Genomic DNA, 25,697 nt, shown 5'->3' with positions numbered 1-25,697 from the left:
AAAAACTCTGCACAACTCTTTTTCTGGAGCTCAGGTAAGTAATGCGACCTCAAACACGCCGCACACCTCTCGCGCTGGCCGTACAGCGCCCGACTTTGCATCGCACCCTGTTCACTAGCGTATTGCTGACCGCCACCTTGCTGGGGAGCTCGATGGCCAATGCTGCACCTGTGAAAGTGAACATTGCAGGTCAATCGCTTTCCAACGCGCTGACCGAGCTGGGCATGCAGACCAATCTGCAGATCCTCTACAGCCCGGACCAGGTTGCAGGCATCAAGTCCCGCGCGGTGTCCGGTTCGCTGGAACCGTCCGACGCCCTGAAGGCCCTGCTGCAAGGCACCGGCATCGCGTTCCAGATCAACGGCAACAGCGTCACCCTGGTGTCCGGCGGTTCCTCGAGCCTGCAACTGGGCGCGACCACCATTTCCGGCCAGGCCCTGGGCCTGACCACCGAAGACACCGGTTCTTACACCACCGGCGCGACCACCACCGCGACCAAGCTGCCGTTGACCCTGCGTGAAACACCGCAATCGGTAACCGTGGTGACGCGTCAGCAGATGGACGATCGCGGCGCCAAAAGCGTCGGTGACGTATTGCGCAACACCCCCGGCATCACGTCGCAGAAGTACGACAGCGACCGTACCGAGTTTTCCGCCCGTGGCCAGGCCATCACCAACTTTCAGTACGATGGCGTCAACACCCTCTACGACGGTGTTTACGGTGAAAACCCGAACAACAGCGACGACGCTGCCAGCCTGGACCACATCGAAGTCATTAAAGGTGCTACCGGCCTGATGACCGGCACCGGCGACCCTTCCGCCACGGTCAACCTGATCCGCAAGAAGCCGACCAAGGAATTCAAGGCCTCGGTCAGCGCCGCCGCCGGCTCGTGGGATAAATACCGCGCAGAAGGCGACATTTCCGGCTCGCTGACCGATTCCGGCAACGTGCGCGGTCGCTTCGTGAGCACTTATCAGGACGCCAACTCTTACCTGGATCATTACAGCCAGAAAAAAGACCTGTTTTATGGCGTCCTCGAAGCCGACCTCACGGACGACACCCTGCTGACCTTCGGCATCGACAAATCCAGCGCCACCCCGCGCGGTACATCCTGGACAGGTAACCCTACCTACTTCGCCGATGGCGGCCGTACCGACTTCTCTCGCAGTTTCAACTCCGGCGCCGACTGGAGCCGTCGTGATTTCGACAGCACCACCTACTTCGCATCGCTGGAACAAGCGCTGGCCAATGACTGGAAACTCAAACTCAGCCTGGACCAGAAAACCACCGATCACGATACCCAACTGGCCTCGGCCAGCGGCGGCAGCCCGGACCGCGCCACCGGTGAAGGCATGTTCCTTTACTGGGGTCGCTGGGAAGGCCATCGCGTGCAGAACACCGCTGACGTCAACGTCTCCGGCCCGTTCACCCTCGGCGGTCGCGAACACGAAGTGGTTGCCGGTGTCATGGCATCGCACTCGCGCCAGACCGGCTCGACTTACGACTCCAGCGCTTTCCAACTGGTGCCGGGTAGCATCTATGACTGGGAAGGCAATCTGCCGAAACAGGAGTTCCCGAAAAACGGCAAATACGAACGCACCCAAAGCCAAAACGGTATTTACCTGGCCACGCGCCTGCGTCCGACCGACGACCTGTCGTTCATCCTCGGCAGCCGTCTGAGCACCTTCAAGTACAACGAGGATTACTCCTACACTCCGGGTGGCACCCTCTCCGACACTCACGCCAGCTACAAGGAACACGGCGTCGTCACACCGTACGCCGGCGTGGTCTATGACCTGAACGACACGTACTCGGCCTACGCCAGCTACACCACTATCTACCAGCCACAAATCTACAAGGACGCCAACGGTTCGACCCTGGCACCGGTTGAAGGCAGCGCCTACGAAACCGGTCTGAAAGCGGCCTACTTCGAAGGCAAACTGAACGCCAGCCTGGCCTTCTTCCGCATTGAGCAGGACAACGTCGCCGAATCGATCGGCACCAACCCGGTCACCAACGAAGGCATTTACAAAGCCATCGACGGCGCTACCACCAAAGGCGTGGAACTGGAACTGGCGGGCGAACTGGCCGAAGGCTGGAACCTGTCCGCCGGCTACACCTACGCCCGTACCCGTGACCAGGACGAGCAACGTATCTTCGGATACCCGCTGTCCACCACCCGGCCGGAACACGTCGTGCGTACATTCACGACTTACCGTCTGCCGGGCGTCCTGAACCCGTTCACCGTCGGTGGCGGCGTCAGCTGGCAGAGTGCCTACTACGGCAAGATCTACAGCTCCAGCGTGGGCGACTACACCCAGATCAAGCAAGGCGGCTACACCCTCGTGGATTTGATGACCCGTTATCAGTTCGACGAACACCTGAGCTTCACCGTCAACGCCAACAACGTCTTCGACAAGCGATACCTGACGGGCCTTGGCAACTTCGATACCACGTTCTACGGCGAGCCACGCAACCTGCAGCTCACCGCGAAGTATGATTTCTGAGTTGCTGAGCTGAAATGAAAAATGCCCGTGTCGTGAGATACGGGCATTTTTTATGGCTACTCCATGATCGTTCCCATGCTCCGCGTGGGAATGCATCCCGTGACGCTCTGCGTCACCTTCAGAAGCGGAACGCGGAGCGTCCCTGGCGGCATTTCCACGCAGAGCGTGGGAACGATCAGGTGTCAACTATTCAGGTTGATCGAGTCTATCCAGCGCCCGGTTCACCGCCAGCTCGCCCAGCATGATGACTTGCGCAATGCCCAACAGGGAATTTCGACTCGGCCCATCCATATGGTCCGCCAGGTCCATGGCCATGACATTGGCCGAGGCCAGCGACTCGCACGCATGGGCCAGCAGGGTTTCGGTATCGAGCTCCGGGTTGACGGTGAACATGGTGCTGAGTTTGCGCGGGGTGACGTGGATGAAAGCGGCAGGGTGGAGGTGGTAATCGAGGGCGCGGTCGGCGGCTTCGTGGCGTTTTTTTGAAGCAGGGCTTTCGTGCGGGGATGCTGGATCGGTGTCTGGTGGATTCGGTGTAGGTTTGAACATTGGTGGTGTTCCTCATAGGGCCACACCCATTCCGCTACTACACGAAAGGGTGGCGGCTGTGCGCAAGTTAGTAGACCGGTAACACCCACCAAACCCGGCGCGTCCGAGGACGCCATGCGCACAGCCACCATTAAGTGCAGGTGAACCTGACTGAATGACGCTTATGCAACCGATGGTGGGGACTGCGGGCTACTAAACCCGATCACTGACAATCAGTGACGGGAACCAAGTTACCGGCCGGCCCCAAGGCGCACAAGCCGGCGGATTCTGGCGTAACTGTAGGCAACGACGCAAGGCGTTGTAGCTTTCATGAAGTAACGCTGCGGGGAATTAAACAAGCGCGATCAAACGACGTTTAACGATCTGAGCCAGACTTCAGATCACAGCCGCGAACGCACCCACCCCGCCACTTCCGCTTGAATCCCCTCAACCTCCCCCAACAACCCCGCCATGCGCAAAAAGTCATGGGTCATCCCTGGCTGTTCCAGCAACGACACGTCGTTACCGGCGGCACGCAACAGCTCGGCATACGCCAACCCTTCGTCATGCAACGGATCATGTCCGGCCAAATACACCAACGCCGGCGCCACACCTGACAGATCCGCCGCCAGCAACGGCGAACAACGCCAATCCGCCAAATCCTCAGGCGTGCGTGCGTAATGCCCGTAGAACCAGTCCAGCGTCGGCGTCTCCAGCAAGTAACCCTCGGCGAAATCCCGATGCGACGCCCGTTTCGTCGTGGCATCCGTCACCGGGTACACCAGCAATTGTGCCTTGGGTTTCAACGCCAGTTCCTGAGGTTCACGCACCGCCATGATCGACAACACCGTCGCCAGCGTCGCACCCACGCTGTCACCGGCCACGGCCACTCGCGTCGCGTCCAGGCCATGCGCCGCGCCTTCGCGGACCAGCCAGTTCCCCGCATCGCAGGCATCCTGCACCGGCGTCGGGAAACGCCATTCCGGTGCCAGGCGATAACCCACGGTCAACAACGCAAAACCACCCTGTGCCGCCAATCGCCGGCACAGCGCATCATGGGAATCGAGGCTGCCGACCACGTAGCCGCCGCCATGGAAATACAACACCACCGGCTGCAACCCGTCGACCGTGTGCCCATCGCGATAAAGCCGTGCCGACAGGCTGTGACCGTCACGCGCAGCAATCCTGAAGTCTTCGCAGGAAACGCTGTCCAGCGGCACATCGAGAAACCCGGACGACGCTTCAAAATCGATCCGCGCCTGTTGCGGCGACAGTTCGTGCATCGCGCGACTTTTGCCGGTCATCCGGCCGAACTCGGCGAGTTCTAAAAATGCTTCAAGTTCTGGCAACACAGCCATGGGACGAATCCTTCACACAAATAGGTCAATAACCGGGCGCGGTGAAGCACCCGGCTGTTTTCAAATGATCGCCAATCGGCGTTCCAGCAAGTCTTCAAGCGCGTCGAGCAACTCGTCACCGCGCAGCAACTCGTAGTGCCCGCCCGCCAACAAGCGATCAACGCCGTGGCTACCAACCTGAGCCTCGAACACTCGGCGTTCGTCGTCGCGCTCGGCCACCCACCAGCGATGTGCCGTGACCTGAATCGCCGGCAGTTGCCGATGCGCCAGGGCCAATTGCTTGAGCCGTGAACCGGTGGCGAAGATCTGTGTGAGTTCCCCCGCGCCCAACGCAGATTGTTCATTGGAGCCGTGCATGGCCGCCTCGATCACCGCCGTGGAACCCTCGCGTTCATTCAAATCAGCGGCTTTCAGCGCAATCAGCGCTTGAGCCTCATCGGCCGGCAGACCGAGCACAAACTTCAGGAAGTCGCCCAGGTCCTCGCGCCAGTCCCCCGCTTCTGCGGCGCCGGCCACGTAACTGTCGACCAGCCCGGCAAACGCCACCGTCTCACCCTGGGTTTCCAGTTCGTGAGCGACCAGTTGCGTCAACGCGCCGCCCAACGACCAACCCAGCAAGTAATACGGCCCCTTGGCCTGCTGACTGCGAATCCGTTGCGCGTAGGCCTGAGCCATGGCCAGCAGCGACTCGTCCTGCCAGTGCGGGTCGAGCAGCATGCGGCATTGCACGCCGTACACCGTGCGCCGTCCTTCCAGTCGGCGGGCCAGCGGTTCGTAGTCGAACACCGTGCCGAAACCGGCGTGCAGGCAGAACAGCGCCGGCACGTTGGGGATCCGCGCATTCAGCGCCAGCAATGGGTCTGGCGCCTTGGCCGGCTCGGCCGCCTGATAACCGCTGAGTTCGGCGATGCAGGGTTTCTGCATCAAATCCCGCAGCTTCAATTCGAAGCCCAGTTGCGGCTGACTGCGCACCCGCGAGATGACTTTGAGCACCTGCAACGAGTCGCCACCGAGTTCGAAGAAGTTGTCGTCGATGCCCACTTGCGGCACGCCGAGCACCTCTTGCCAAATAGCAGTCAACGCCGTTTCCAGCGCGTTGCGCGGCGCACGATAACCGCCGAGCGCCCATTCAGGTTCCGGTAGCGCGCGACGGTCGAGCTTGCCGTTGGCCGACAGTGGGAAGCGTTCCAGCACTAGGATTCGCGCCGGCACCATGTAGTCCGGCAGTTGTGCTTGCAGTTCAGCCTTCAAGCGGCGATCAAGGCCTACAGCGCCGGCAGCCACCACGTAACCGACCAATTGCTTGCCAGTCGGCGTTTCGTGCACCACCACGGCGGCATCCTGCACCCCGGCGCAGTCGCGCAGACGGGCTTCGATTTCGCCCAGTTCGATGCGGAAACCACGGATTTTCACTTGCTGGTCAAGCCGCCCTAAATAGTCGATCAACCCGCATTCGCGTTGGCGCACCAGATCGCCTGTGCGGTACATGCGGCCACCGGCCTCGAACGGATCGGGGATGAAGCGCTCGGCGCTCATGCCGGGACGCTGGTGATAACCGCGCGCCAGGCATTCGCCACCCAGGTACAACTCGCCGCTGACACCGACCGGCAACGGATTGAGGTCGGCGTCGAGTACATAGAGCCCACGTCCGGCCACACCACGACCAATCGGCGCATAGGCCGCGTCGCAGGTTTCGCTGACTTCGGCGCGCCACAACAGCGGCGTGACCACGGTTTCGGTCGGGCCATAACCGTTGATCAGACGCTGCGGACGCAGAGCCCGCTTGACCTGCTCGAAACTGGCCTCCGGCACCGCATCACCGCCAAAGCAATACACCTCGACCGCTGGCGGATTGCCCAGACGTTCAGCCACTTCGGCCATCTGTTGCAGGTACGCCGGCGGGAAGCAGGCCACGGTGACGCCATGACGCTGCAGCACGTCCAGGGTTTGCTCCGGCGTCCACACACTGTCATCGCGGATCACCAGACTGCCACCGGCCAACAGCACACTCAGCCAACGCTCCTGAGCGCCGTCAAAAGCGAACGACATAAAGTGCAACTCACGGCTGCGCGGCGCCAATTCGTAGCGCTCGATGATGCCTCGGCAATGCCGGGCAATCGGTCCTCGCGCCACGGCCACGCCCTTCGGTTGACCGGTGGAACCGGAGGTGTAAATCAGGTACGCAAGGTGCCCCGGCAGCGGATTGGAAACCGGGCACTCGGTGCTGCCGGCAATGGACAGTTGATCGAGCAACAAGCGCGGCGGGCTATCAGCCAGCGTCAACCGTTCACCCAGATCGCTGTCGCAGAGCAACAGGCTGGCGGCCGAATCGCTGAGCATGTAGGCCAGTCGCTCGGCCGGGTAGGCCAGGTCCAGCGGCAGATAAGCCGCCCCGGCCTTGAGCACCGCGAGGAACGCAACGATGGTGCGCTCGGAACGCGGCAACGCCACCGCCACCAGACTTTCCGGGCCAATACCACGACCGATCAATTGCTGCGCCAACCCATTGGCCTGCGCCTCAAGCTCGGCATAACTGACGTCCCGATCCTCGCAGATCAGGGCGATTTTCTGCGGCTGAATGCGCAGATGTTGATTGAAGACGTGGAGCAAATCGGCGTTGTCGTCTGACACCTGCGGCAAACTCAAACGCGCTTCAGGCAAGCCAATGTTGCCGAGCAGACAAGCAGCATCCTCAGGCAACGTACGCAACAACCCTTCAAGCTGCGCGCGAATCCGCTGCACTTCCACTTCATTGAAGCGATCACGCAGGAACAGGTACTCGACCTCCAGACCTTCTTCGTTGGCGCTGACCATCAAGTCCATCGGGAAGTTGGTCACGCCACCGCTGCCGACTTCGGCAAAACGCAATTCACCTTCCTCGCCCCCTTTCAAGGCCCGGTCCACCGGATGGTTTTCGAACACGATGATGCTGTCGAACAAGCCCTGGCCACCCTGCCCGGCCCAGCGCTGAATGTCCGACAATGGCGTGTGTTCGTAGTCGCGCACCATCAGGTTGTAATCCTGCAACGCGCGCAACCACTCGCCCAACGGTTGCTCCGGATCGAGGGTCTGGATCACCGGCAAGGTGTTGATGAACAGGCCGAGCATGTCCTGCGCACCGGCAAGTCCCGTCGGACGCCCCGCCACCGTGGCGCCGAACGCGACGCTGCGCTGGCCGCTGTGGCGTTGCAGCAGCAAGAGCCATGCACCTTGCACCAGCGTGTTGAGGGTCACGCGCTGACGCTTGGCGAAACTGTGCAGTTTGCGCGTCGCCTCGGCGTCGAGGTTGCTGTACATCACGCCATGACCGGAACCTGCGGCACCCGATGCCTTGGCCAGAATGGTCGGTGCTTCGAGCAACGCCAGGCGCTCGCGCCAGAAACCTTCTGCCTGCGCACCGTCCTGACGTTGCAGCCAAGCAATGTAGTCAGCGTATCGACCAGTCAGGGTCGGCAGGCTGTCGTTGTGGTACAGGCGCAACATGTCGCCCAACAGGCGCGAAGCACTCCAGCCGTCCAGCAGCAAGTGGTGGTAAATCCAGATCATCTGGTAACGGTCATCGCCCAGACGCACCAGAATGAAGCGCATCAACGGCGGGCAGCTCAGGTCGAAGCCTTTGGCTTGTTCCGCTGCCGCCAATTCACTCAGCGCCTGCTCGGTGTCGGTGCGGTCGCGCCAGTCGAGTTCTTCGATCGGCAACTCGACGTCGGCGAACACCGCTTGCAGTGGATCGGCCAGACCATCGCGCCAGCGGAACGCCGCACGCAGCACTTCATGACGCTCCACCAGCGTTTGCCAGGCCGCGCGAAAACGCGGCACCTGCAAGCCGTCCACCGCCACGCTCAACTGGTTGACGTAGGGGTTCAGCTCCGGCGAATCAAGGCAATGGAACAGCATGCCTTGCTGCATCGGCGACAGCGGATACAAGTCTTGCAGCCCCTCACGGGCGGCCACATCGATGTGCGGCACCAGCGCAAAGGCTGGGACTTTCGGCGCTTCGATCAACGCCGCTTCACGGCTGCTGGCGACTGCGGCCAGAGCACGAATGGTCTGCTGCTCGAACAGTTGCTTCGGACTGAACACCAGCCCGCGCTGCCCGGCACGACTCACCGCTTGCAGGGAGATGATCGAGTCACCACCGAGTTCGAAGAAATTCTCGGTGACGCCCACCGAGTCCAGCCCCAACAGCGCTTGCCAGATCTCCACCAGCAACGCTTCGACCGGCGACGCGGCGGCCACTTGATCGTGGTTCTGACGCGACGCTTCGGGCGCCGGCAGGCCCTGACGGTCGAGCTTGCCGTTCGGCGTCAGCGGCAACGCGGCCAGGCACATCAAGTGCGCCGGCAGCATGTGCGCCGGCAGACGGCTGCGCAGGTGCAACGTCAGCGCTTCACGCAGGTCCTGCTCATCAGCGAGCGGATCGCGCGGCACCACATAACCAACCAACTGGCGGCTCACCGGGCCTTCGCGATCGATCACGAACGCTTCACGCACACCTTCGTGTTCAAGCAGGCAGGCTTCGATTTCACCCAGCTCGATACGGAACCCGCGAATCTTCACTTGCTGGTCGATACGGCCGAGGTACTCAACGACACCATCGGCACGGAACCGCGCGAGGTCGCCACTGCGATACAAACGTGCGCCCGGCACGAACGGATCGGGCACGAAACGTTCAGCGGTCAGGTCCGGACGTTGATGGTAACCACGCGCGACGCCCTCGCCGCCCAGGTACAACTCGCCCGCCACGCCAACCGGCAACGGCTGCAAGCCACCGTCCAGGATATAGGCGCTGCGGTTGCCGACCGGCCGACCAATCGGCATGAACGCCGAGTCGAATTCAGTCTCTGGATACGCCAGCCAGATCAGCGGCGTGATCACCGTTTCGGTCGGGCCATAGCCGTTGATCAGGCGCTTCGGTTGCAGCACTTGCTGCACCTCGTCGAACGCATGCTTGGCCATCCCTTCCCCGCACGGGGTGTAGGAACGGATCGGCAGATCACGCCCCGCTTCACCCATGAAATCGGCCATCTGCAGCAGGTAACTCGGGGTGAAGCAGGCGAGGGTGATGCCGTGCTTTTCGATCTCGGCGCAGGTGCGCTCCACGCTCCACAACTCGTCATCGCGCGGCATCACTGCCGAACCGAACACCAGCGGTGTCAGCCAGCGCTCGTGAGCGCCGTCGAAGCTGATGGAGGCGAATTGCAACTCGCGATCATCCGGGGTCATGCCGTACAACTCGCCGATCGACAGGCAATGCATGGCCAACGGACCATGAGCCACGCTGACGCCTTTTGGTCGCCCGGTGGAGCCCGAGGTGTAAATCAGGTACGCGAGGTTCTCGCCGCAGGTCAGGTTGACCGGGTTGGTGTCCGCCATGAACGCCAGCGGTTCGCGGTCGATTTCCAGCACCGACAGGCCTTGCGGCAAGGGCAGTTTTTCTCGCAGCCACGATTGGCTGATCAGCAGCAAAATGCCGCTGTCTTCCATCAGATAGCGCAGACGCTCGGCCGGGTACGCCGGGTCCAGCGGCACGTAGGCGCCGCCCGCCTTGAGGATCGCCAGCAGGCCAATGATCATCTCCGGCGAGCGTTGCATCGCCAGGCCGACCCGCACTTCCGGACCAATGCCCAGTGCACGCAGGCGATGGGCCAATTGGTTGGCGCGGCGGTTGAGTTGGTCGAAGCTCAATTCCAGGTCGTTGAAGATCAGCGCCGTGGCGTCTGGTCGGGCGACGGCCTGGGCCTCGATCAACTGATGCACGCAGAGCGGGTTTTCCGTCACGGTGAACGGTGGGTTCCACTCCACCAACTGTTGTGCGCGTTCCGGCGCAGTCAGCAGGTCCAGTTCACTCAATGCAGCGTGTGGCGCGGCAACCATCGCCGCCAGCAACGCGGCCAAATGCTCGCTCATGCGGGCAATCGCTTCGCTGCTGAAGTGCGCGCACTGGTAGCTCCAGTTCAGGCTGAGTTGGCTTTCGGCAGTGGCCGCCAGCGTCAGCGGGAAGTTGGTGCGTTCGTGGTTCTGCGGGATCGAGAAGCTCAAACTGGCTGGAGCGCCCTGTTGCAGCGCTTCGGCCACCGGGAAGTTTTCGAACACCAACAGACTGTCGAACAGCGGTTCACCGGCACGTCCGGCCCAACGCTGAATATCACCGAGGGCGGTGAATTCATGCTCACGCAATTCCAGGTTCTGCGCCTGCAAGCGGGTCAGCCACTGGCCGACGCTTTCGACCGCGTCCGGTGTGCTGATCACCGGCAGGGTGTTGATGAACAGGCCGAGCTGGCTTTCGGCGCCCGGCAAGTCCACTGGACGCCCCGCCACCGTGGCGCCGAACGCGACGCTGCGTTGACCGCTGTAGCGTTGCAGCAAGAGTGCCCAGGCACCTTGGACCAAGGTGTTCAGCGTGACTTTTTGCTGACGGACAAACTCACTGAATCGCTTGCTCGTGGCGACATCGAAGGTCTGGCGATGGTCGGCGAACGCTGCCGTCGCCTGCTGTTTGAGATCGACATGCGCCAGGCTCTGCGCCAACAGGGTCGGGTTGTCGAGGGTCGCCAGTTGCTCGCGCCAGAAGATCTCGTCAGCGTGGGCATCCTGACGTTGCAGCCAACCAATGTAATCGGCGAAACGCCCGGTCGGTGCCTGCACTTCTTGCCCGGCATAACGCTGCAAGACTTCGCTCAACAGCAGCGAGTTACTCCAGCCATCGAGCAACAGGTGATGGTGGGTGTAGATCAGTTGCTGACGCTCATTGTCCAGACGCACCAGGGTCAAACGCATCAACGGCGCCTGGGTCGAATCGAGTTGCAGGCGCTCACTGTCGATCAACTGCGCCAGCGCGTCGGCTTGATCGCTGCGGTTGCACCAATCGAGGCAGGTCAGCGGCAAGTGCAGATGACGATGCACCAGTTGCACCGGCGCTTCGAAGCCGTCGGGGAAGTGGAAGCTGCTGCGCAGGATTGGATGGGTGTCGAGCACCGCTTGCCAGGCGCGGCCCAAACGCTCGGCGTCGAGACCTCGCGCTTCGACGCTGAGCTGGTTCACGTACGCGCCGGAATCGGATTCGTACAAGCTATGGAACAGCAAACCGGCCTGCATCGGCGACAGCGGATACAGGTCCTCGATCTGCGCTGGCGGCACCGGCAGGCCATCGAGTTGCGCTTGAGTCAGGCGCGCCAACGGGAAGTCCGCCGGGGTCACGCCGCCCGCGCCATCGCTCAGGCAATGGGCGATCAGCGCCAGCAACTCGCTGCGGAATTGCGCGGCTAGCGCCTCGATCTCAAGCGGGTCAAAGCATTCGCGGCTGAAGGTCCAGTCGAGTTTCAGTTCACCGCCATACACCTGGCCGTCCACCGACAGCCAGTTCGGCAACGGTGCGTCCGCCGATTGCGCGGCACCGCTGGATTCGCGAGCCGGGGTGAACAGGGCGTCTTCGGCGAAGCTCTGGTCGAACTGCCCAAGGTAGTTGAACGTCACGCGCGCTTGCGGCAGCGCGGCCAATGCCGCTTGGGTCGCGGCATCACCCATGTAACGCAACAGGCCGTAGCCCATGCCTTTGACCGGAATCTCGCGCAATTGCTGCTTGATCGCCTTGATCGAACCCGAAAGGTTGGCGGTCGGCGTCAGGCGCACCGGGAACAAGCTGGAGAACCAGCCAACGGTGCGGGTCAGGTCAATGTCATCGAACAGCGCTTCGCGGCCATGGCCTTCGAGCTGAATCAGCGCCGATGCGTGGCCGGTCCAGCGGCTGAGGGTTCGGGCCAGCGCGGTCAGCAGCAGGTCGTTGACCTGCGTGCGGTAGATCGCTGGCGCCTGTTGCAGCAACTGGCGGGTCTGTTCGCGGTCCAGACCGATGCTGACGCCCTGGCGCAGATGCCCGGCCTGACTGGCCCCGGTATTTGCCGCTGGCAACGAATCATTCGCGACGCGAAGGTGCGCCTGCCACCAGTCCAGCTCGCTGGCAGCGGCATCGGAGCGCGCATAAGCGTCGAGCTTATCGGCCCAGGCCTGGAAGGCGCTGGTCTTCGGCGGCAGGTCTTGCCCTTGGTAAGCCGCCTGCAGATCTTCCAGCAACACCCGCCAGGACACACCGTCCACCGCCAAGTGGTGGATAACCAACAGCAACCGCTGGGAACCATCAGCCTGGGCGATCAACGCGACGCGCAGCAACGGACCGTCTTGCAAACTAAGGCTGCGCTGGGCTTCGTCGCACACCGCTTCCAGCGAGGCATCGCTGGCCACGCGAGCGGTCCAGAGCATGTCGATGACATCGCAGCTGTCGGCACCGACGTAGCGCGCCGACCATTGACCGTCGACCTGGCTGAAGCGCAAACGCAGCGCATCGTGCTGCTTGAGCAAACGTTGCAGCGCGGCTTGCAGACGCGGCAATTCGAGGGTTTCGCGCGGCACCAGCAACACCGCCTGGTTCCAATGCGCGCGCCGCGGGATCGGTTCGTCGAAGAACCAGCGCTGGATCGGCGTAAGTGTTTGCACACCGTCCACCGGCCCTTGTTGCGCCAGCGGTGCCGCTTGTTCTTTGACCACAGCGGCCAGCGCTTGCAAGGTTTGCTGCTGGAACAGATCGCGCGGTTGCAGGCTCAGGCCTGCACGACGGGCACGGCTGACCACTTGAATCGAAATGATCGAGTCACCGCCCAGTTCGAAGAAGTTGTCCTGACGCCCGACCTGCTCCACGCCCAACACGTCCTGCCAGATCTGCGCCAGCACCTGTTCATGTTCGCTGCGTGGCGCTTCGAACGCGCGTTGGCTGACCTGTGCGGTCGGCGCGGGCAGGCGTTTGCGGTCGAGTTTGCCGTTCGGACTCAGCGGCATTTGTTCGATCAGCACAGTCTGCGCCGGCACCATGTAATCCGGCAGGCTCGCCAGCAAATGGCTTTTCAGGGTTTCGCGCCACGCGCCTTGTTGCTCTGCATCGACGCTGACCAATGCGCGATCCTGCGGCACGATGTACGCGACCAATTGCTTGCCGCTCGGTCCGTCGAGGGCCAACACCACGGCTTCCTGAACGTCGGCATGCTCTTGCAGACGCGCTTCGATTTCGCCCAGTTCGATGCGCAAACCGCGAATTTTCACTTGATGGTCGATACGACCGCAGTAGTCGATGGCGCCGTCAGCGCGATAACGCGCCAGGTCACCGGTGCGGTACAGGCGCTCGCCGCTGCCAAACGGGTCGACCACAAAACGCTCGGCGGTCAGCGCGCCACGACGGTGGTAACCGCGAGCGAGGCCGACGCCGCCCAGGTACAACTCACCCACCGCGCCGAGTGGCAACGGCTGCAGTTCGCTGTCGAGGATGCAGGTGCGCAGGTTGGCAATCGGCCGACCGATCGGCACGCTGTCGCGGCCCTCTTCCACGCAGGTCCAATGGGTCACGTCGATGGCTGCTTCGGTCGGGCCATACAGATTGTAGAGATTGGCTTGCGGCAGGCTGCGCAGGGTCTGGCGTTGCAGCTCCACCGGCAGCGCTTCGCCGCTGCAAATGATCCGTTGCAACGACGTGCAGGCCAGCGCCTCGTCGGCACCGATGAAGGCCGAGAGCATCGACGGCACGAAGTGTAGCGTGGTGATCGCCTGCTCGACGATCAACGCAGCGAGGCGTTGCGGATCGCGATGCTCGCCAGGCGCGGCAATGACCAGTGTTGCGCCCTTCATCAGCGGCCAGAAAAACTCCCACACCGACACGTCGAAACTGAACGGCGTTTTTTGCAGCACGCGGTCGCTCGGCAACAGGTTGTAGGCTTGCTGCATCCACTCCAGACGGTTATGCAGCGCCACATGGCGGTTGCCGGCGCCTTTGGGTTTACCGGTGGAACCGGAGGTGTAAATCACATAGGCGAGGTTTTCAGCGATTGCCAGGTTGGGTAAATCAGTACCCGGCCAATCGCTCAGCCAATCGCCTTCGGCGTGCAGGCATAAGGTGCGCACGTTGTCCGGCGTCGGCAATTGCGCCAGCAGATGTTCCTGAGTCAGCAACAACGAAATGCCGCTGTCTTCGATCATGTAGCTCAGGCGATCGAGCGGGTATTCCGGGTCCAGCGGCACATAAGCGCCACCGGCCTTGAGAATCGCCAGCAGGCCGACGACCATTTCGAACGAGCGGTCGCAGGCAATCCCCACCAGCACTTCCGGGCCAACACCTTGGGCGCGTAAGTGATGGGCCAAGCGGTTGGCGCGCCGGTTCAGCTCGGCGTAACTCAGGCGCTGGCCCTGGAACACCAGCGCCGTCGTTTCACCGTCTTCAGCCACGCGCGCCTCGAAATGCCGCTGCACGCAGACTTCACCCGGAAAATCCTGAGCGGTGTCGTTGAGGTCATCAAGAATGCGCAGACGCTCGTTGGCATCCAGCAGTGGCAACTCGGCGAGCGGGCATTGCGGATTCGCCAGCACCCCGGCCAACAGATTGCGCCAGTGACGAGCCAGGTGTTCGATGCGCTCGGCGTCGAACAGATCGGTGGCATAGGTCAGGCTGGCGAACAGCTTGTCGCCCTCTTCCTGAGTGTCCAGTTGCAGGTCGAATTGCGTGGTGTGCGCCGTCGCGTTCAGTGCTTCGACGCGCAGGCCTGCGAGCAAACCGCTGACCGCCGCCGGTTTGGCTTGCTGGTGGTTGAACATCACCTGGAACAACGGGCTGTGGCTGAGGCTGCGTTCACCTTGTAACGCTTGCACCAGACGTTCAAACGGCAAGTCTTGATAGGCCTGGGCATCCAGCGAAGCGGCACGGGTCTGGTCGAGCAACTGGCTGAACGGCAGACGTCCATCGAGTTCGGCACGCATCACCTGGGTGTTGACGAAGAAGCCGATCAGACCCCGGGTTTCCGCACGATTACGGTTGGCAATCGGCACGCCAACGCGCAAATCGGACTGGCCGCTGTAGCGATAGAGCAACGCCTGGAAGCTCGCCAGCAACAGCATGAACGGCGTGACGCCGCGCTGTTTGGCCAGGCTCATCAGGCCGCTGGCCAGGGTCGCGTCGAGGGCGAAATCCAGACGCGCACCGCGCTGACTCGGCCGCGCCGGGCGTGGACGGTCGGTGGGCAATTCCAGCAGCGGTTGTTCGCTGCCCAGCGTTTCACGCCACCAGTTGAGTTGACGTTCCAGCTCGCCCGCTTCCATCCAGCGGCGTTGCCACATCGCGTAATCGGAATACTGGATCGGCAACGCTTCCAGCGCTGCGTTCTGACCTTGGCAATGCGCGGCGTAGAGCCGGGAAAATTCTTCCACCAATACGCCCATCGACCAGCCATCGGTGACGATGTGGTGCAGTGTCAGCAACAGCACATGGTCGTCGCGTTCCAGTTGCAACAGGCTGACCCGCAACAACAGACCGTGCTGAAGATCGAACGGCCGGGCAATCTCGTGCTCGACGCTTTTCATCGCCAGATCGAGGCGCTGTTCCTGAGGTTCGGCGCGCTGGTCGATCTGTGCGATCGGCAGCGACGTGAACTCGGCCAGTGTCTGCACCACCTGACCGTCGTCTTCGACGAAACGGCTGCGCAGGCTCTGATGCCGCTCCAGCAGCACGTCGAAACTCTGCTGCAACGCCGCGACATTCAGTGGCCCGTGCAAACGCAATGCGGCCGGAATGTTGTACGCCGAGCTCTGCGGATCAAGCTGCCAGAGGAACCATTGGCGCTGCTGCGCGTACGACAGTTCGAAGGTCGTTTGCGGCTCGGCAGCCGGCGGAATCGGCAGTTGCCCGAAGCTCACACCCTGCTCTTGCATGCGTTGCAGAAACTCGCGGCGCTTGTCAGCAGGCAGGCCGGCGAAGCGAGTGGCGATACGCTGGGCAGTGGTGTGTTCCATCAGTTGATCTCCATCTCGTCGAGAAGCGACTCAAGCGCATCAAGACGTGCATCGTTGTCAGCCGGGGCGTGTTGCCCGGCCATGGCGGCATAAGCCTGAAGGTCGGTGGATTCGAACAGCGCGCGCAGCGGCAGCTCGATGCCCAGTTCCAGTTCCACACGGGCACTGGCCTGGGCGGCGAGCAGCGAATGCCCGCCCAGTTCAAAGAAGTTGTCGCGCCGACCGATCTGCGCCACGCCCAGCACGCTGGCCCAGATGTCTGCCAGTTGTCGTTCGAGATCGCCTTCGGGGGCCTCGAACGGTCGCTGCCATTCCTCGGCATCGGGCACCGGCAAGGCCTTGCGGTCGAGCTTGCCGTTGCCGGTCAGCGGCAAGGCATCGAGCAGCAACCAGTGGCTCGGCACCATGTAATCCGGCAGATCAACCTTGAGCGCGGCGCGCAGATTGTCGCGCCAGGCGATCGGGTCGTGCGGGGTTTGCTCGGCCACCACGTAAGCGCACAGCTGCGGGCCGCCGTCGCCTGCATGCACGCTCAGTACCGCTTGGCGCACGCCCGGCTGCACCAGCAACGCGGCTTCAATTTCACCCAGCTCAATGCGGAAACCGCGAATCTTCACTTGCTGGTCGATCCGTCCGAGGTAATCGATGCTGCCGTCGGCACGCTGACGCGCCAGGTCGCCGCTGCGATAGAGGCGCTGGGAGGCCTCGAACGGGCTCGGCACAAAGCGCTCGGCGGTCAGGCCGTAACGTCCGTGATAACCGCGCGCCAGACCGGCGCCGGCGATGTACAGCTCACCCGCCACACCCACCGGCACCGGCTGCAACTGGCTGTCGAGCAGGTACCAGCGCAGGTCGCGAATCGGCAGGCCAATCGGGCTTTGGGCCTTGCCATCGAGGTCGGCCAGGCGGATGGCGCGGTAGGTCACGTGCACCGTGGTTTCGGTGATGCCGTACATGTTGACCAAGGTTGGCTGGCGGTCGCCGAAGCGTTCGAACCAGGGACGTAGGCTCGCGACTTCGAGGGCTTCGCCGCCGAATATCACCTGACGCAACGCCAGGTTTCGCTCGCTGGCGCAGGCAATCGGCAACAGTTGCCGGAAAGCAGTCGGGGTCTGGTTCAACACCGTCACGCCCTCATCACAGAGCAAGCGGTGGAACGCTTGCGGCTCGCGGCTGATGTCATACGGCACGATCACCAGACGCCCGCCAGTGCACAGCGAACCGAACAGCTCCCACACCGAGAAATCGAAGGCGTAGGAATGGAACAGCGTCCAGACATCGTCCGGGCCGAAGTTGAACTCGGCAGCGGTGGCCGTGAGCAGGCGCCCGACGTTGCCGTGGCTGAGCAAGGCACCCTTCGGCCGGCCGGTGGAGCCAGAGGTGTGGATCACGTAGGCGAGATTTTCCGGGGTCGCCAGTGCCGGCAAGTTGTCGGCGCTGTAGCCATCCAGTTGCAACGACTCCAGGCTCAACACTTGCACACCGTCGCGGGACGGCAAACCGTCGATCAGGTGTTGCTGGGTCAGCAGCAGCGTGATGCCGCTGTCTTCGATCATGTAGCTCAAGCGCTCGGCCGGGTAATGCGGGTCCAGCGGCACGTAGGCGCCGCCGGCCTTGAGAATCGCCAGCAAGCCCACCACCAGCGGCATCGCCCGCTCGGTGGCAATGCCGACCCGCACCTCTGGCCCGACGCCCTGCTCACGCAGTTTGCGCGCCAGTCGATTGGCCTGAGCGTTGAGTGCGGCGTAGGTCAGTTGCTCGCCTTCGTAGACCAAGGCGATTGCGTTCGGCCGCTCGGCAGCCTGGGCTTCGAACAAGTGGTGCAAGGTGGGCGACGGCGGTTGCGCCTGGAACGTTGGGTTCCAGTGCTGCGCCAAAGCCTCCCGTTGCAGCCGGTCAATTATTGGCAGTTCCGCCACCCGCTGCTGCGGATCCGCGACCACCGCTCGCAGTAGGTTCAGCCACTGCTCGGCGAGGCGCTTCATCGAAGCCTCATCGTACACATCAGTGGCGTAGGTCAGGCTGGCGTCCAGCGCTTCACCCTGCTCTTGAGTGTCGAGCACCAGATCGAATTGCGTGGTGTGTTGCTGCCAGTGCAGACGCTCGACCTGCAAGTCGGCAACCGTGCGCTCGACACTGGCACCCAATTGCTGTTGATGGTTGTAGAGCACCTGGAACAATGGGCTGTGATTGAGGCTGCGTTCAGGCTGTAAGGCGTCGACCAACTGCTCGAACGGCACGTCTTGATTGGCCTGCGCGCCAAGTGCTACCTGTTTAACCTGTTGCAGCAAGGTGCTGAACGTCTGCTGCCCGTCGATCTCGGCACGCAGCACTTGAGTGTTGATGAAGAAGCCGATCAGGCCTTCGGTTTCGAGGCGCGAACGACCGGCGCTCGGCACGCCGACACTGATGCTCGACTGCCCGCTCTGGCGATGCAGCAAGGTCTGGAAACTTGCCAGCAACACCATGAACAACGTCACCTGTTGTTCCTGGGCGCGTTGGCGCAAACCGGCCAGCAACTCGCGATCAACGTTCAGCGCCAGGCTGGCACCACGCTCGGTGCGACGGGCCGGACGGCTCAGTTCACTTGGCAACTCAAGCGGTGCCTGGCTGCCCGCCAGTTGCTCGCTCCACCACGTCAGTTGGCGTGCGCCCTCCCCGGCCTCCAGCCAGTCACGCTGCCAACGGGCGTAGTCGCTGTAGTTCACCGGCAGGTTGGACAGGTTTGCCAGATGCCCTTCGACGGCGGCCTGATACAGCGCGCTGAATTCATCGACCATGATCTGCATCGACCAGCCATCGGCGGCGATGTGATGCACGGTGAGCACCAGCACGTGTTCGTCGGTGTTCACTTGCAACAGCAACACGCGCCACAGCGGACCGTTGCGCAGGTCGAACGGACGGGCGATTTCTTCGGCCACGGCATTGTCGATCGACGACTGATCGAGTGTGCGTTCATCCAGTTGCAGCGCCAGAGTGTCGTGCAGCACCGGACGCGCCTGTTGACCATCCTGTTCAAAGGTCGTGCGCAGAGTTTGATGACGGGCCTGTAACTGGGCGAAGGCTTCGCGCAGGGCGTCGTGATTCAGCGATCCCTTGAGGCGCAGCGCGGCGGGAATGTTGTAGGCCGGACTCTGTGGGTCCAGCTGCCAGAGAATCCATTGGCGCTGTTGGGCGTACGACAGGATCTGCGGCTGATCGACCGTTGCACGTTGCAGCACCGGTTGGCCGCTGACGTTCGACAGTGCGGCACGCTCGGCGAATTGCGCCAGATTGGCGGCGGAGAACAGGCTGCTCACGGACAGTTCAAGTTGCAGTTGCTGACGCACACGGGAGATCACTTGAAGCACCAGCAACGAGTGCCCGCCCAACTCGAAGAAGTTGTCGTCGCGACCCACTTGCTTGACCTGCAACACCTCCTGCCAGATCAGCGCCAGTTGCGCTTCAAGCCCTTCGGCCGGCGCCACGAACGCCCGTTGTGCATCGGCGGCTGCCGCACGCGGCAAGGCTTTGCGGTCGAGTTTGCCGTTGTTGTTGAGCGGCAGTTTCGGCAGCAGGATCAGGTGATTCGGCACCATGTATTCCGGCAACGACTGGCGTAAAACTGCTTTGAGTTCTTCCAGATAATCAGCCTGAGAAATCACCGCGCCGCTGGCCACGATATACGCCACCAGTTGCGTCCCGTCCTGAGCAATGACGGCGGCTTCGCGCACCTCCTCCCGAGCTTGCAGGCAGGCTTCGATCTCGCCCATTTCAATGCGGAAGCCGCGAATCTTCACTTGATGGTCAATGCGGCCGACGTATTCCAGATTCCCTTCAGCGTTGTAACGCGCCAAATCACCGCTGCGGTACAAACGCGCGCCCGGCTCACGGGCAAACGGGTCTGGCAGGAAACGCTCGGCGGTCAGTACCGGGCGATCAAAGTAGCTTTGCGCCAGGCTGGCCGGAGCACCGATGCACAATTCGCCGACGCCACCGTTTGGCAACAATTGACCGGCCGCGTCCAGCACGTACAGCGCCCGACCTGCGATGGCTCGACCAATCGGGATGCCAAACGCGTCGCTGGCATCGTCGAGACGGCATTGATGAACGCTGGACACCACCGTCGCCTCAGTCGGGCCGTAGGTGTTGAGCAAACGCACGTGGGTCAAACCGGCCTGGTGCCACAAGCGCAGACCTTCGACCGACATCGCTTCGCCGCCAACGTGAACCTGGCGCAAATCACCCAGGTTGCTCACCGCGCCGCTCGCACATTCGCGGGCCAGCAAGTACCAGTAAGCGGCCGGCAAGTCCGCCACGGTCACGCCCTGCTGAACGATTTCGGCGGCGAGTCGGCCGGCATCCCACACGTCATCGCCGCGCATGATCAACGCCGCGCCGACGCACAGCGCCGGGAAGCACTGCTCGACGAAGCCATCGAAGCTGAAGGTCGCGAACTGCAACACGCGGTCGGACGCCGACAGTACTGAATAGTTGGCGGCGGTCTGGCAGAACTCGCGCAGCGCGGCATGGGCGATGGCCACGCCTTTGGGTTGACCGGTGGAACCGGAGGTGTAGATGACGTAGGCCAGATTGTCGGCGACCGCATGGTTTTGCGGATTGCTGTCGGGGTAGTCGGTGCTGTCTTCAAGGCTGAGACGTCGCACGCCGGGCACATCTTCCAGCACACCGGACTCGCACAGCAGCACATCGAGACGGCTGTCGTCGATCATGTACGTCAGGCGTTCGGTCGGGTATTTCGGGTCCAAAGGCACATAGGCCGCGCCGGCTTTGAGTACCGCCAGCAGGCTGACGATCAGTTGCGGACCACGATGCAGCGCCAGACCGACACGCGAGCCTGGGCCGACGCCGTTGTCGATCAGGCGATGGGCCAAGCGGTTGGCCTGAGCGTTCAACTGGCCGTAGCTCAACGACTGACCGCCCACCTGCAACGCCACCGCGTACGGGGTGGCTGCGGCCTGAGCCGCGATTTGTTCGTGCGCCAAAAGTGTTGTGGATAACTCAACTGCAGCCGGTTGGCTGACCGCGAGCACCGCATTTTTTCCGGCCTCATCGAGTAACTCCAGCGCGCCCAATGCCGCGTCCGGCAGCGCCACCCATTGCGCCAGCAGGTGCTGAAAATTGGCCGACAACTCAGTGACCTGAGCGGCACTGAACCGCGCCGCGTCGTAGCTGAAGTCCAGGCTCAGGCCTTCGCCCAGTTCGATGCCCAGCGTCAGCGGATAGTGCGTGCGCTCGTGGTTGTGCAGGTTGCCGAACGACAGCCCGGCCGGCGCGCCCTGTTTCAGCGCTTCGGCCACCGGGAAGTTTTCGAACACCAGCAGGCTGTCGAACAGCGCCGAAGCCTGCTGCCCCGCCCAGCCCTGAATGTCGTAAAGCGGCACATGCTCGAACTCGCGCATGGCCAGGTTCAGCCCTTGCAACTCGCTCAGCCACTGACTGACGGTTTGATCCGGCTTCATCGCGCAGACCAGCGGCAACGTGTTGATGAACAGCCCAAGCTGCTCTTCGATCCCCGGCAGCGGCGCGGATCGACCGGCGACCGTGGCACCGAAGACCACGCAATCCTGGCCGGTGTAGCGTTGCAGCAACAGGCTCCAGGCCGCTTGCAGCAGGGTGTTAAGGGTGACTTTCTGCTGGCGGGCAAACTCGGCCAGACGCTGGGTCGCGCGGCTGTCGAGTGCTGCGCGATATTCCTCGTTACCTTCGGCGCCTACCGGTGGCCGCAAGGCTTCGGCCAGCAACGTTGGTGCTTGCAGCGGTGCCAACGCGGTTTTCCAGAACTGCTCGCCAGCGACGGCGGATTGCTGCTGCAACCAGCCCAGATAGTCGCGGTATTGTCCGATCGGCGCTGGCAGCGACTGCTCGGCGGCGTAGTGCTGGATCACTTCGGCGAGCAACTGCGCGTTGCTCCAGCCGTCCATCAAAATGTGATGGCTGGTGTAGATCAGGTGCCAGTCATTGACGCCCGTGCGGACCAGCTTCAAACGGAACAGCGGCGCAGTGCCCAATTCAAAACCTTGAGCACGCTCGGTGTCGCCCAGCGCATCGGTGTCGGTCGCTTCAAGCACTTCAAGCGGCAGCGCCACTTGGCGGACAATCGCCTGATGCGCGGTGTCGAGGCCCTGCCAGTGGAAACTGCTGCGCAAAATATCGTGACGCTCCAGCGCGGTCTGCCAGGCCTGAGCGAATCGCACGGGATCGAGGCCCTGGATGTCCAAACGCAACTGGCTGATGTAGGCGCCGACTTCGGGTTCGTACAGGGTGTGGAACAGCATGCCCTGCTGCATCGGCGACAGTGGATAAAGGTCTTCGAGGGTCGAGACAGCGACCGGCAATGCGTCGAGTTGCGCCTGACTGATGCGCGACAACGGGAAGTCCGACGGTGTGGCCTGGCTTTCCTCAAGCGTGCAGCAGTGCTCGATCAGCGCGTTGAGTTCCAGTGCGTAATCGTCCGCCAGACGCTGGATGGTTGCGCTGTCGAACATCTCACGGCTGAAGCCCCAGCTCAGCGACAACTCGCCGCCGTAAACCTGGCCTTCAACCGTCAGCCAGTTGCCCAATGGCGCTGAGGTGTCTTGGGCCACACCGTTGCCTTCGGTGGACGGCACGAACATCGCGCCCTCGTCGAACTGACGGTCGAACTGCCCCAGGTAATTGAAGGTGATACGTGGTTGCGGCAACGCCGCCAGTTCGGCGCGCATCGCCGGAGTGCCGAGGTAACGCAATGCGCCGTAGCCGAGACCTTTGTCCGGCACGACACGCAGTTGTTCCTTGATGGTTTTGATCGACGCGCCGAGATTGCTGGAAGGCATCAGGTTGACCGGGAACAGGCTGGTGAACCAACCCACGGTGCGGGTCAGGTCGATGTCATCGAACAGGTCTTCGCGGCCATGGCCTTCGAGCTGGATCAGCGTGCTGCCCTGCCCGCTCCAGCGGCACACCGCTCGCGCCAGGGCAGTCAGCAACAGGTCGTTGACCTGCGTGCGATAGGCCGCCGGGGCCTGTTGCAGCAGTTTGCGGGTTTGCTCGGCGTCGAATTTGAGTTCGAGTTTCTGCTCGAAGCGGTTTTCCAGCGCGCCAGTTGGACGGTCGCACGGCAGATCGTTCGGTGCGTCGCGCAGTTGGGCCTGCCAGTGACCGAGGCTGTTTTCAAAGGCTGGAAGATGATCGTGCAGACGGGCGACCCAGCGTTGATAGGGGCTGGTTCTCGCCAGCGAAACAGGGCTGCCGCTGTAGAACTGCTGAAGATCTTCCAGCAGCACACGCCAGGAAACACCGTCCACCGCCAGGTGATGAATGACCAGCAGCAAACGTTGCGAGCCGTCGGCCATCGCCACCAGCAGTGCGCGCAGCAACGGGCCGTTCTGCAGATCAAGACTGCGCTGGGCTTCGTTGCACAGGGCATTGAGTTCTTCAACCGATTGCGCCTGACGCTGCCACAACACCGATTCAGTAGTCGGCGCCGCGTAGGCTTGCTGCCAACCGTTTTCGGTCTGCTCGCAGCGCAGACGCAAGCTGTCGTGATGAGTCAGCAACTGCTCAAACGCGCGATCCAGCGCCTCGACGCTCAACGCCTCGCGCGGCACCAGCAGCAGCGACTGGTTCCAGTGCTGACGCTCAGGAATGGTTTGTTCGAAGAACCACTGTTGCACCGGCGCCAGCGCCACCGCGCCAATGGCCGGACCTTGGTCGATCAACGGCTGCTCGCCGCTGCGAGCGGCCTGGGCCAGGCTGCGGAGGGTCTGGTGCTGGAACAGATCTTTCGGGCTCAACACGATCCCGGCCTGACGCGCGCGGCTGACCACTTGCATGGAAACGATGGAGTCACCGCCCAGTTCGAAGAAGTTATCTTCAAGACCGACATTGTCGATGGCCAGCACGTCCTGCCAGATCGCCGCGAGGGATTTTTCCATCGCAGTGCGCGGCGCGACGTGTTCGCGTTGTTGCTGGGTACCGTCAATCGCCGGCAAGGCCTTGCGGTCGAGTTTGCCGTTGGGGGTCAGCGGCAGCTGTTCGAGGAACAGCAGAAATGCCGGGACCATGTAGTCCGGCAAATGTCGGCGCAGCGCAGCTTTCAGGGTTTCACGCAGGGTCGCTTGAGCGTCGAGATCGTCCAGCAACATGGCCGGATCGGATGGCACGATGTAGGCGACCAGTTGCTGACCGTTGACGCCGTCCTGTACCAGCACCGCCAGCTCACGCACGGCGTCCTGCTGCAACAGCCGCGCTTCGATTTCACCGAGTTCGATGCGGAAACCGCGGACCTTGACCTGATGGTCGATGCGCCCGACGTATTGCAGCGTGCCGTCGGCCTGATAACGGGTCAGGTCGCCGGTGCGGTACAGGCGCTCGCCATTGCTGGAAAACGGGTTGGGCACATACTTTTCGGCGGTCATGCCCGGTCGCGCCAGGTAGCCGCGGGTGATGCCGGCACCAGCCAGGTACAGCTCGGCCGACACGCCTTGAGGTACCGGTTGCAGGTCAGCGTCCAGCAAGTAGCTGGCGGTGTGCTTGAGCGGGCGGCCGATGTTTGCGCGGCCACCGGCCTCGCGACGGGTCCAGGTTGAGTAGGTGGTGTCTTCCGACGGACCGTACAAATCGTAGACGTGTTCGACGGTCGGCTGCTGATACAACGCGTCCACCAGGCTCTGCTTCAGCGGCTCGCCGGCGAGGTTGATGATGCGCACGCTCGGCGGGATCTGCCCGTCGCGCTGCAACGCATTGATCGCCGACGGCACGGTGTTGATCAGGCGCACTTGATCACGGGCCGGCAGCTGCGGCAATTCCAGGGCATTGCGGGCAATGATCACCGAACCGCCGTTGGCCAACGTGACGAACAGCTCCCACACCGACAGGTCGAAGCAGACCGATGTCGAGGCCAGCACACCTTGAATGTCTTCGCGGCTGTAGGCCGACTGCGACCAGTCGATCAGCGCCAGCACGTTGCGATGGGCGATGGCCACGCCTTTGGGTTTGCCGGTGGAACCGGAGGTGTAAATGACGTAGGCAAGGTTATCCGGCGTGACGCGGGTCACCGGCGCGCTGCTTGGGTAATCGGCCCACTCCATACCCTCCATCATCAGGACTTGGGTGTCGGCGGCGACGGTCAATGTCGCGGCGACAGCCTGTTCCGTCAGCAGCAACAGCGCGCGACTGTCTTCAAGCATGTAGGTAACGCGTTCTGCGGGGTAATCCGGGTCCAGCGGCACGTAGGCGCCACCGGCCTTGAGCACGGCCAGCAACGCTACCAGCAAGTTTTCGGAACGCTGCATCGCCACGCCGACCCGGACTTCCGGGCCTACGCCCAGCTCGATCAACTTGTGGGCCATACGATTGGCCCGAGTGTCGAGCTCGGCGTAAGTCAGTTGCTTTGTGCCGAAGGTCACCGCCAATGCATCCGGGCTCGCGGCGGCTTGCCGGGCGATCAACTCATGAATGCACAGGTCCTGGGCGAAGCCTTCGTCAGCGCGATTCCAGT

The 25,697-nt window shown here is 62.6% G+C and carries 5 protein-coding genes and 1 pseudogene; 1 reads left to right on the top strand and 5 read right to left on the bottom strand.

Going from position 1 to position 25,697, the window contains the following annotated elements; translation table 11 throughout:
- The first annotated feature begins 41 nt into the window (after nucleotides 1-41).
- Nucleotides 42-2,507: a TonB-dependent siderophore receptor gene (locus tag ACYZT3_RS09720; RefSeq protein WP_462031970.1), complete on the top strand. Its 2,466-nt coding sequence runs from the start codon at nucleotides 42-44 to the stop codon at nucleotides 2,505-2,507.
- A 186-nt stretch (nucleotides 2,508-2,693) separates the two neighbouring features.
- On the opposite strand, the gene ACYZT3_RS09715 is transcribed toward ACYZT3_RS09720, so the two are convergent.
- The 5 genes and pseudogenes from ACYZT3_RS09715 to ACYZT3_RS09695 form a co-directional block, all read right to left on the bottom strand.
- Nucleotides 2,694-3,056, bottom strand: coding sequence for a DUF6124 family protein (locus ACYZT3_RS09715; protein ID WP_462031969.1), 363 nt, complete (start codon nucleotides 3,054-3,056; stop codon nucleotides 2,694-2,696).
- A 380-nt stretch (nucleotides 3,057-3,436) separates the two neighbouring features.
- Nucleotides 3,437-4,393, bottom strand: coding sequence for an alpha/beta hydrolase (locus ACYZT3_RS09710; RefSeq protein WP_462031968.1), 957 nt, complete (start codon nucleotides 4,391-4,393; stop codon nucleotides 3,437-3,439).
- 60 nt (nucleotides 4,394-4,453) lie between these two features.
- Entirely contained in the window at nucleotides 4,454-16,216 is an 11,763-nt protein-coding gene (locus ACYZT3_RS09705) for a non-ribosomal peptide synthase/polyketide synthase (RefSeq protein WP_462031967.1), read from the bottom strand.
- Nucleotides 16,216-24,132 carry an amino acid adenylation domain-containing protein gene (locus tag ACYZT3_RS09700; protein ID WP_462032355.1) on the bottom strand — a complete coding sequence of 2,639 codons (7,917 nt, stop codon included), beginning with the start codon at nucleotides 24,130-24,132 and terminating at the stop codon, nucleotides 16,216-16,218. The genes ACYZT3_RS09705 and ACYZT3_RS09700 overlap by 1 nt, the downstream gene beginning before the upstream one ends.
- Nucleotides 24,133-24,216: 84 nt before the next feature.
- A pseudogene (locus tag ACYZT3_RS09695) lies at nucleotides 24,217-25,626 on the bottom strand (amino acid adenylation domain-containing protein); the annotation flags it as partial.
- Nucleotides 25,627-25,697: the final 71 nt, after the last annotated feature.

It is taken from the genome of Pseudomonas sp. MDT1-16 (assembly GCF_054898115.1).
The sequence above is the reverse complement of the archived record's forward strand: the minus strand, read 5'-3'. Positions and strand labels throughout refer to the sequence as shown.

Excerpts from the sequence above, each read along its gene's own strand:
- ACYZT3_RS09715 (WP_462031969.1), bottom strand. The coding sequence starts at position 3,056 with ATGTTCAAACCTACACCGAATCCACCAGACACCGATCCAGCATCCCCG.
- ACYZT3_RS09720 (WP_462031970.1), top strand. The coding sequence starts at position 42 with ATGCGACCTCAAACACGCCGCACACCTCTCGCGCTGGCCGTACAGCGC.
- ACYZT3_RS09705 (WP_462031967.1), bottom strand. The coding sequence starts at position 16,216 with ATGGAACACACCACTGCCCAGCGTATCGCCACTCGCTTCGCCGGCCTG.
- ACYZT3_RS09700 (WP_462032355.1), bottom strand. The coding sequence starts at position 24,132 with ATGGAAAAATCCCTCGCGGCGATCTGGCAGGACGTGCTGGCCATCGAC.
- ACYZT3_RS09710 (WP_462031968.1), bottom strand. The coding sequence starts at position 4,393 with ATGGCTGTGTTGCCAGAACTTGAAGCATTTTTAGAACTCGCCGAGTTC.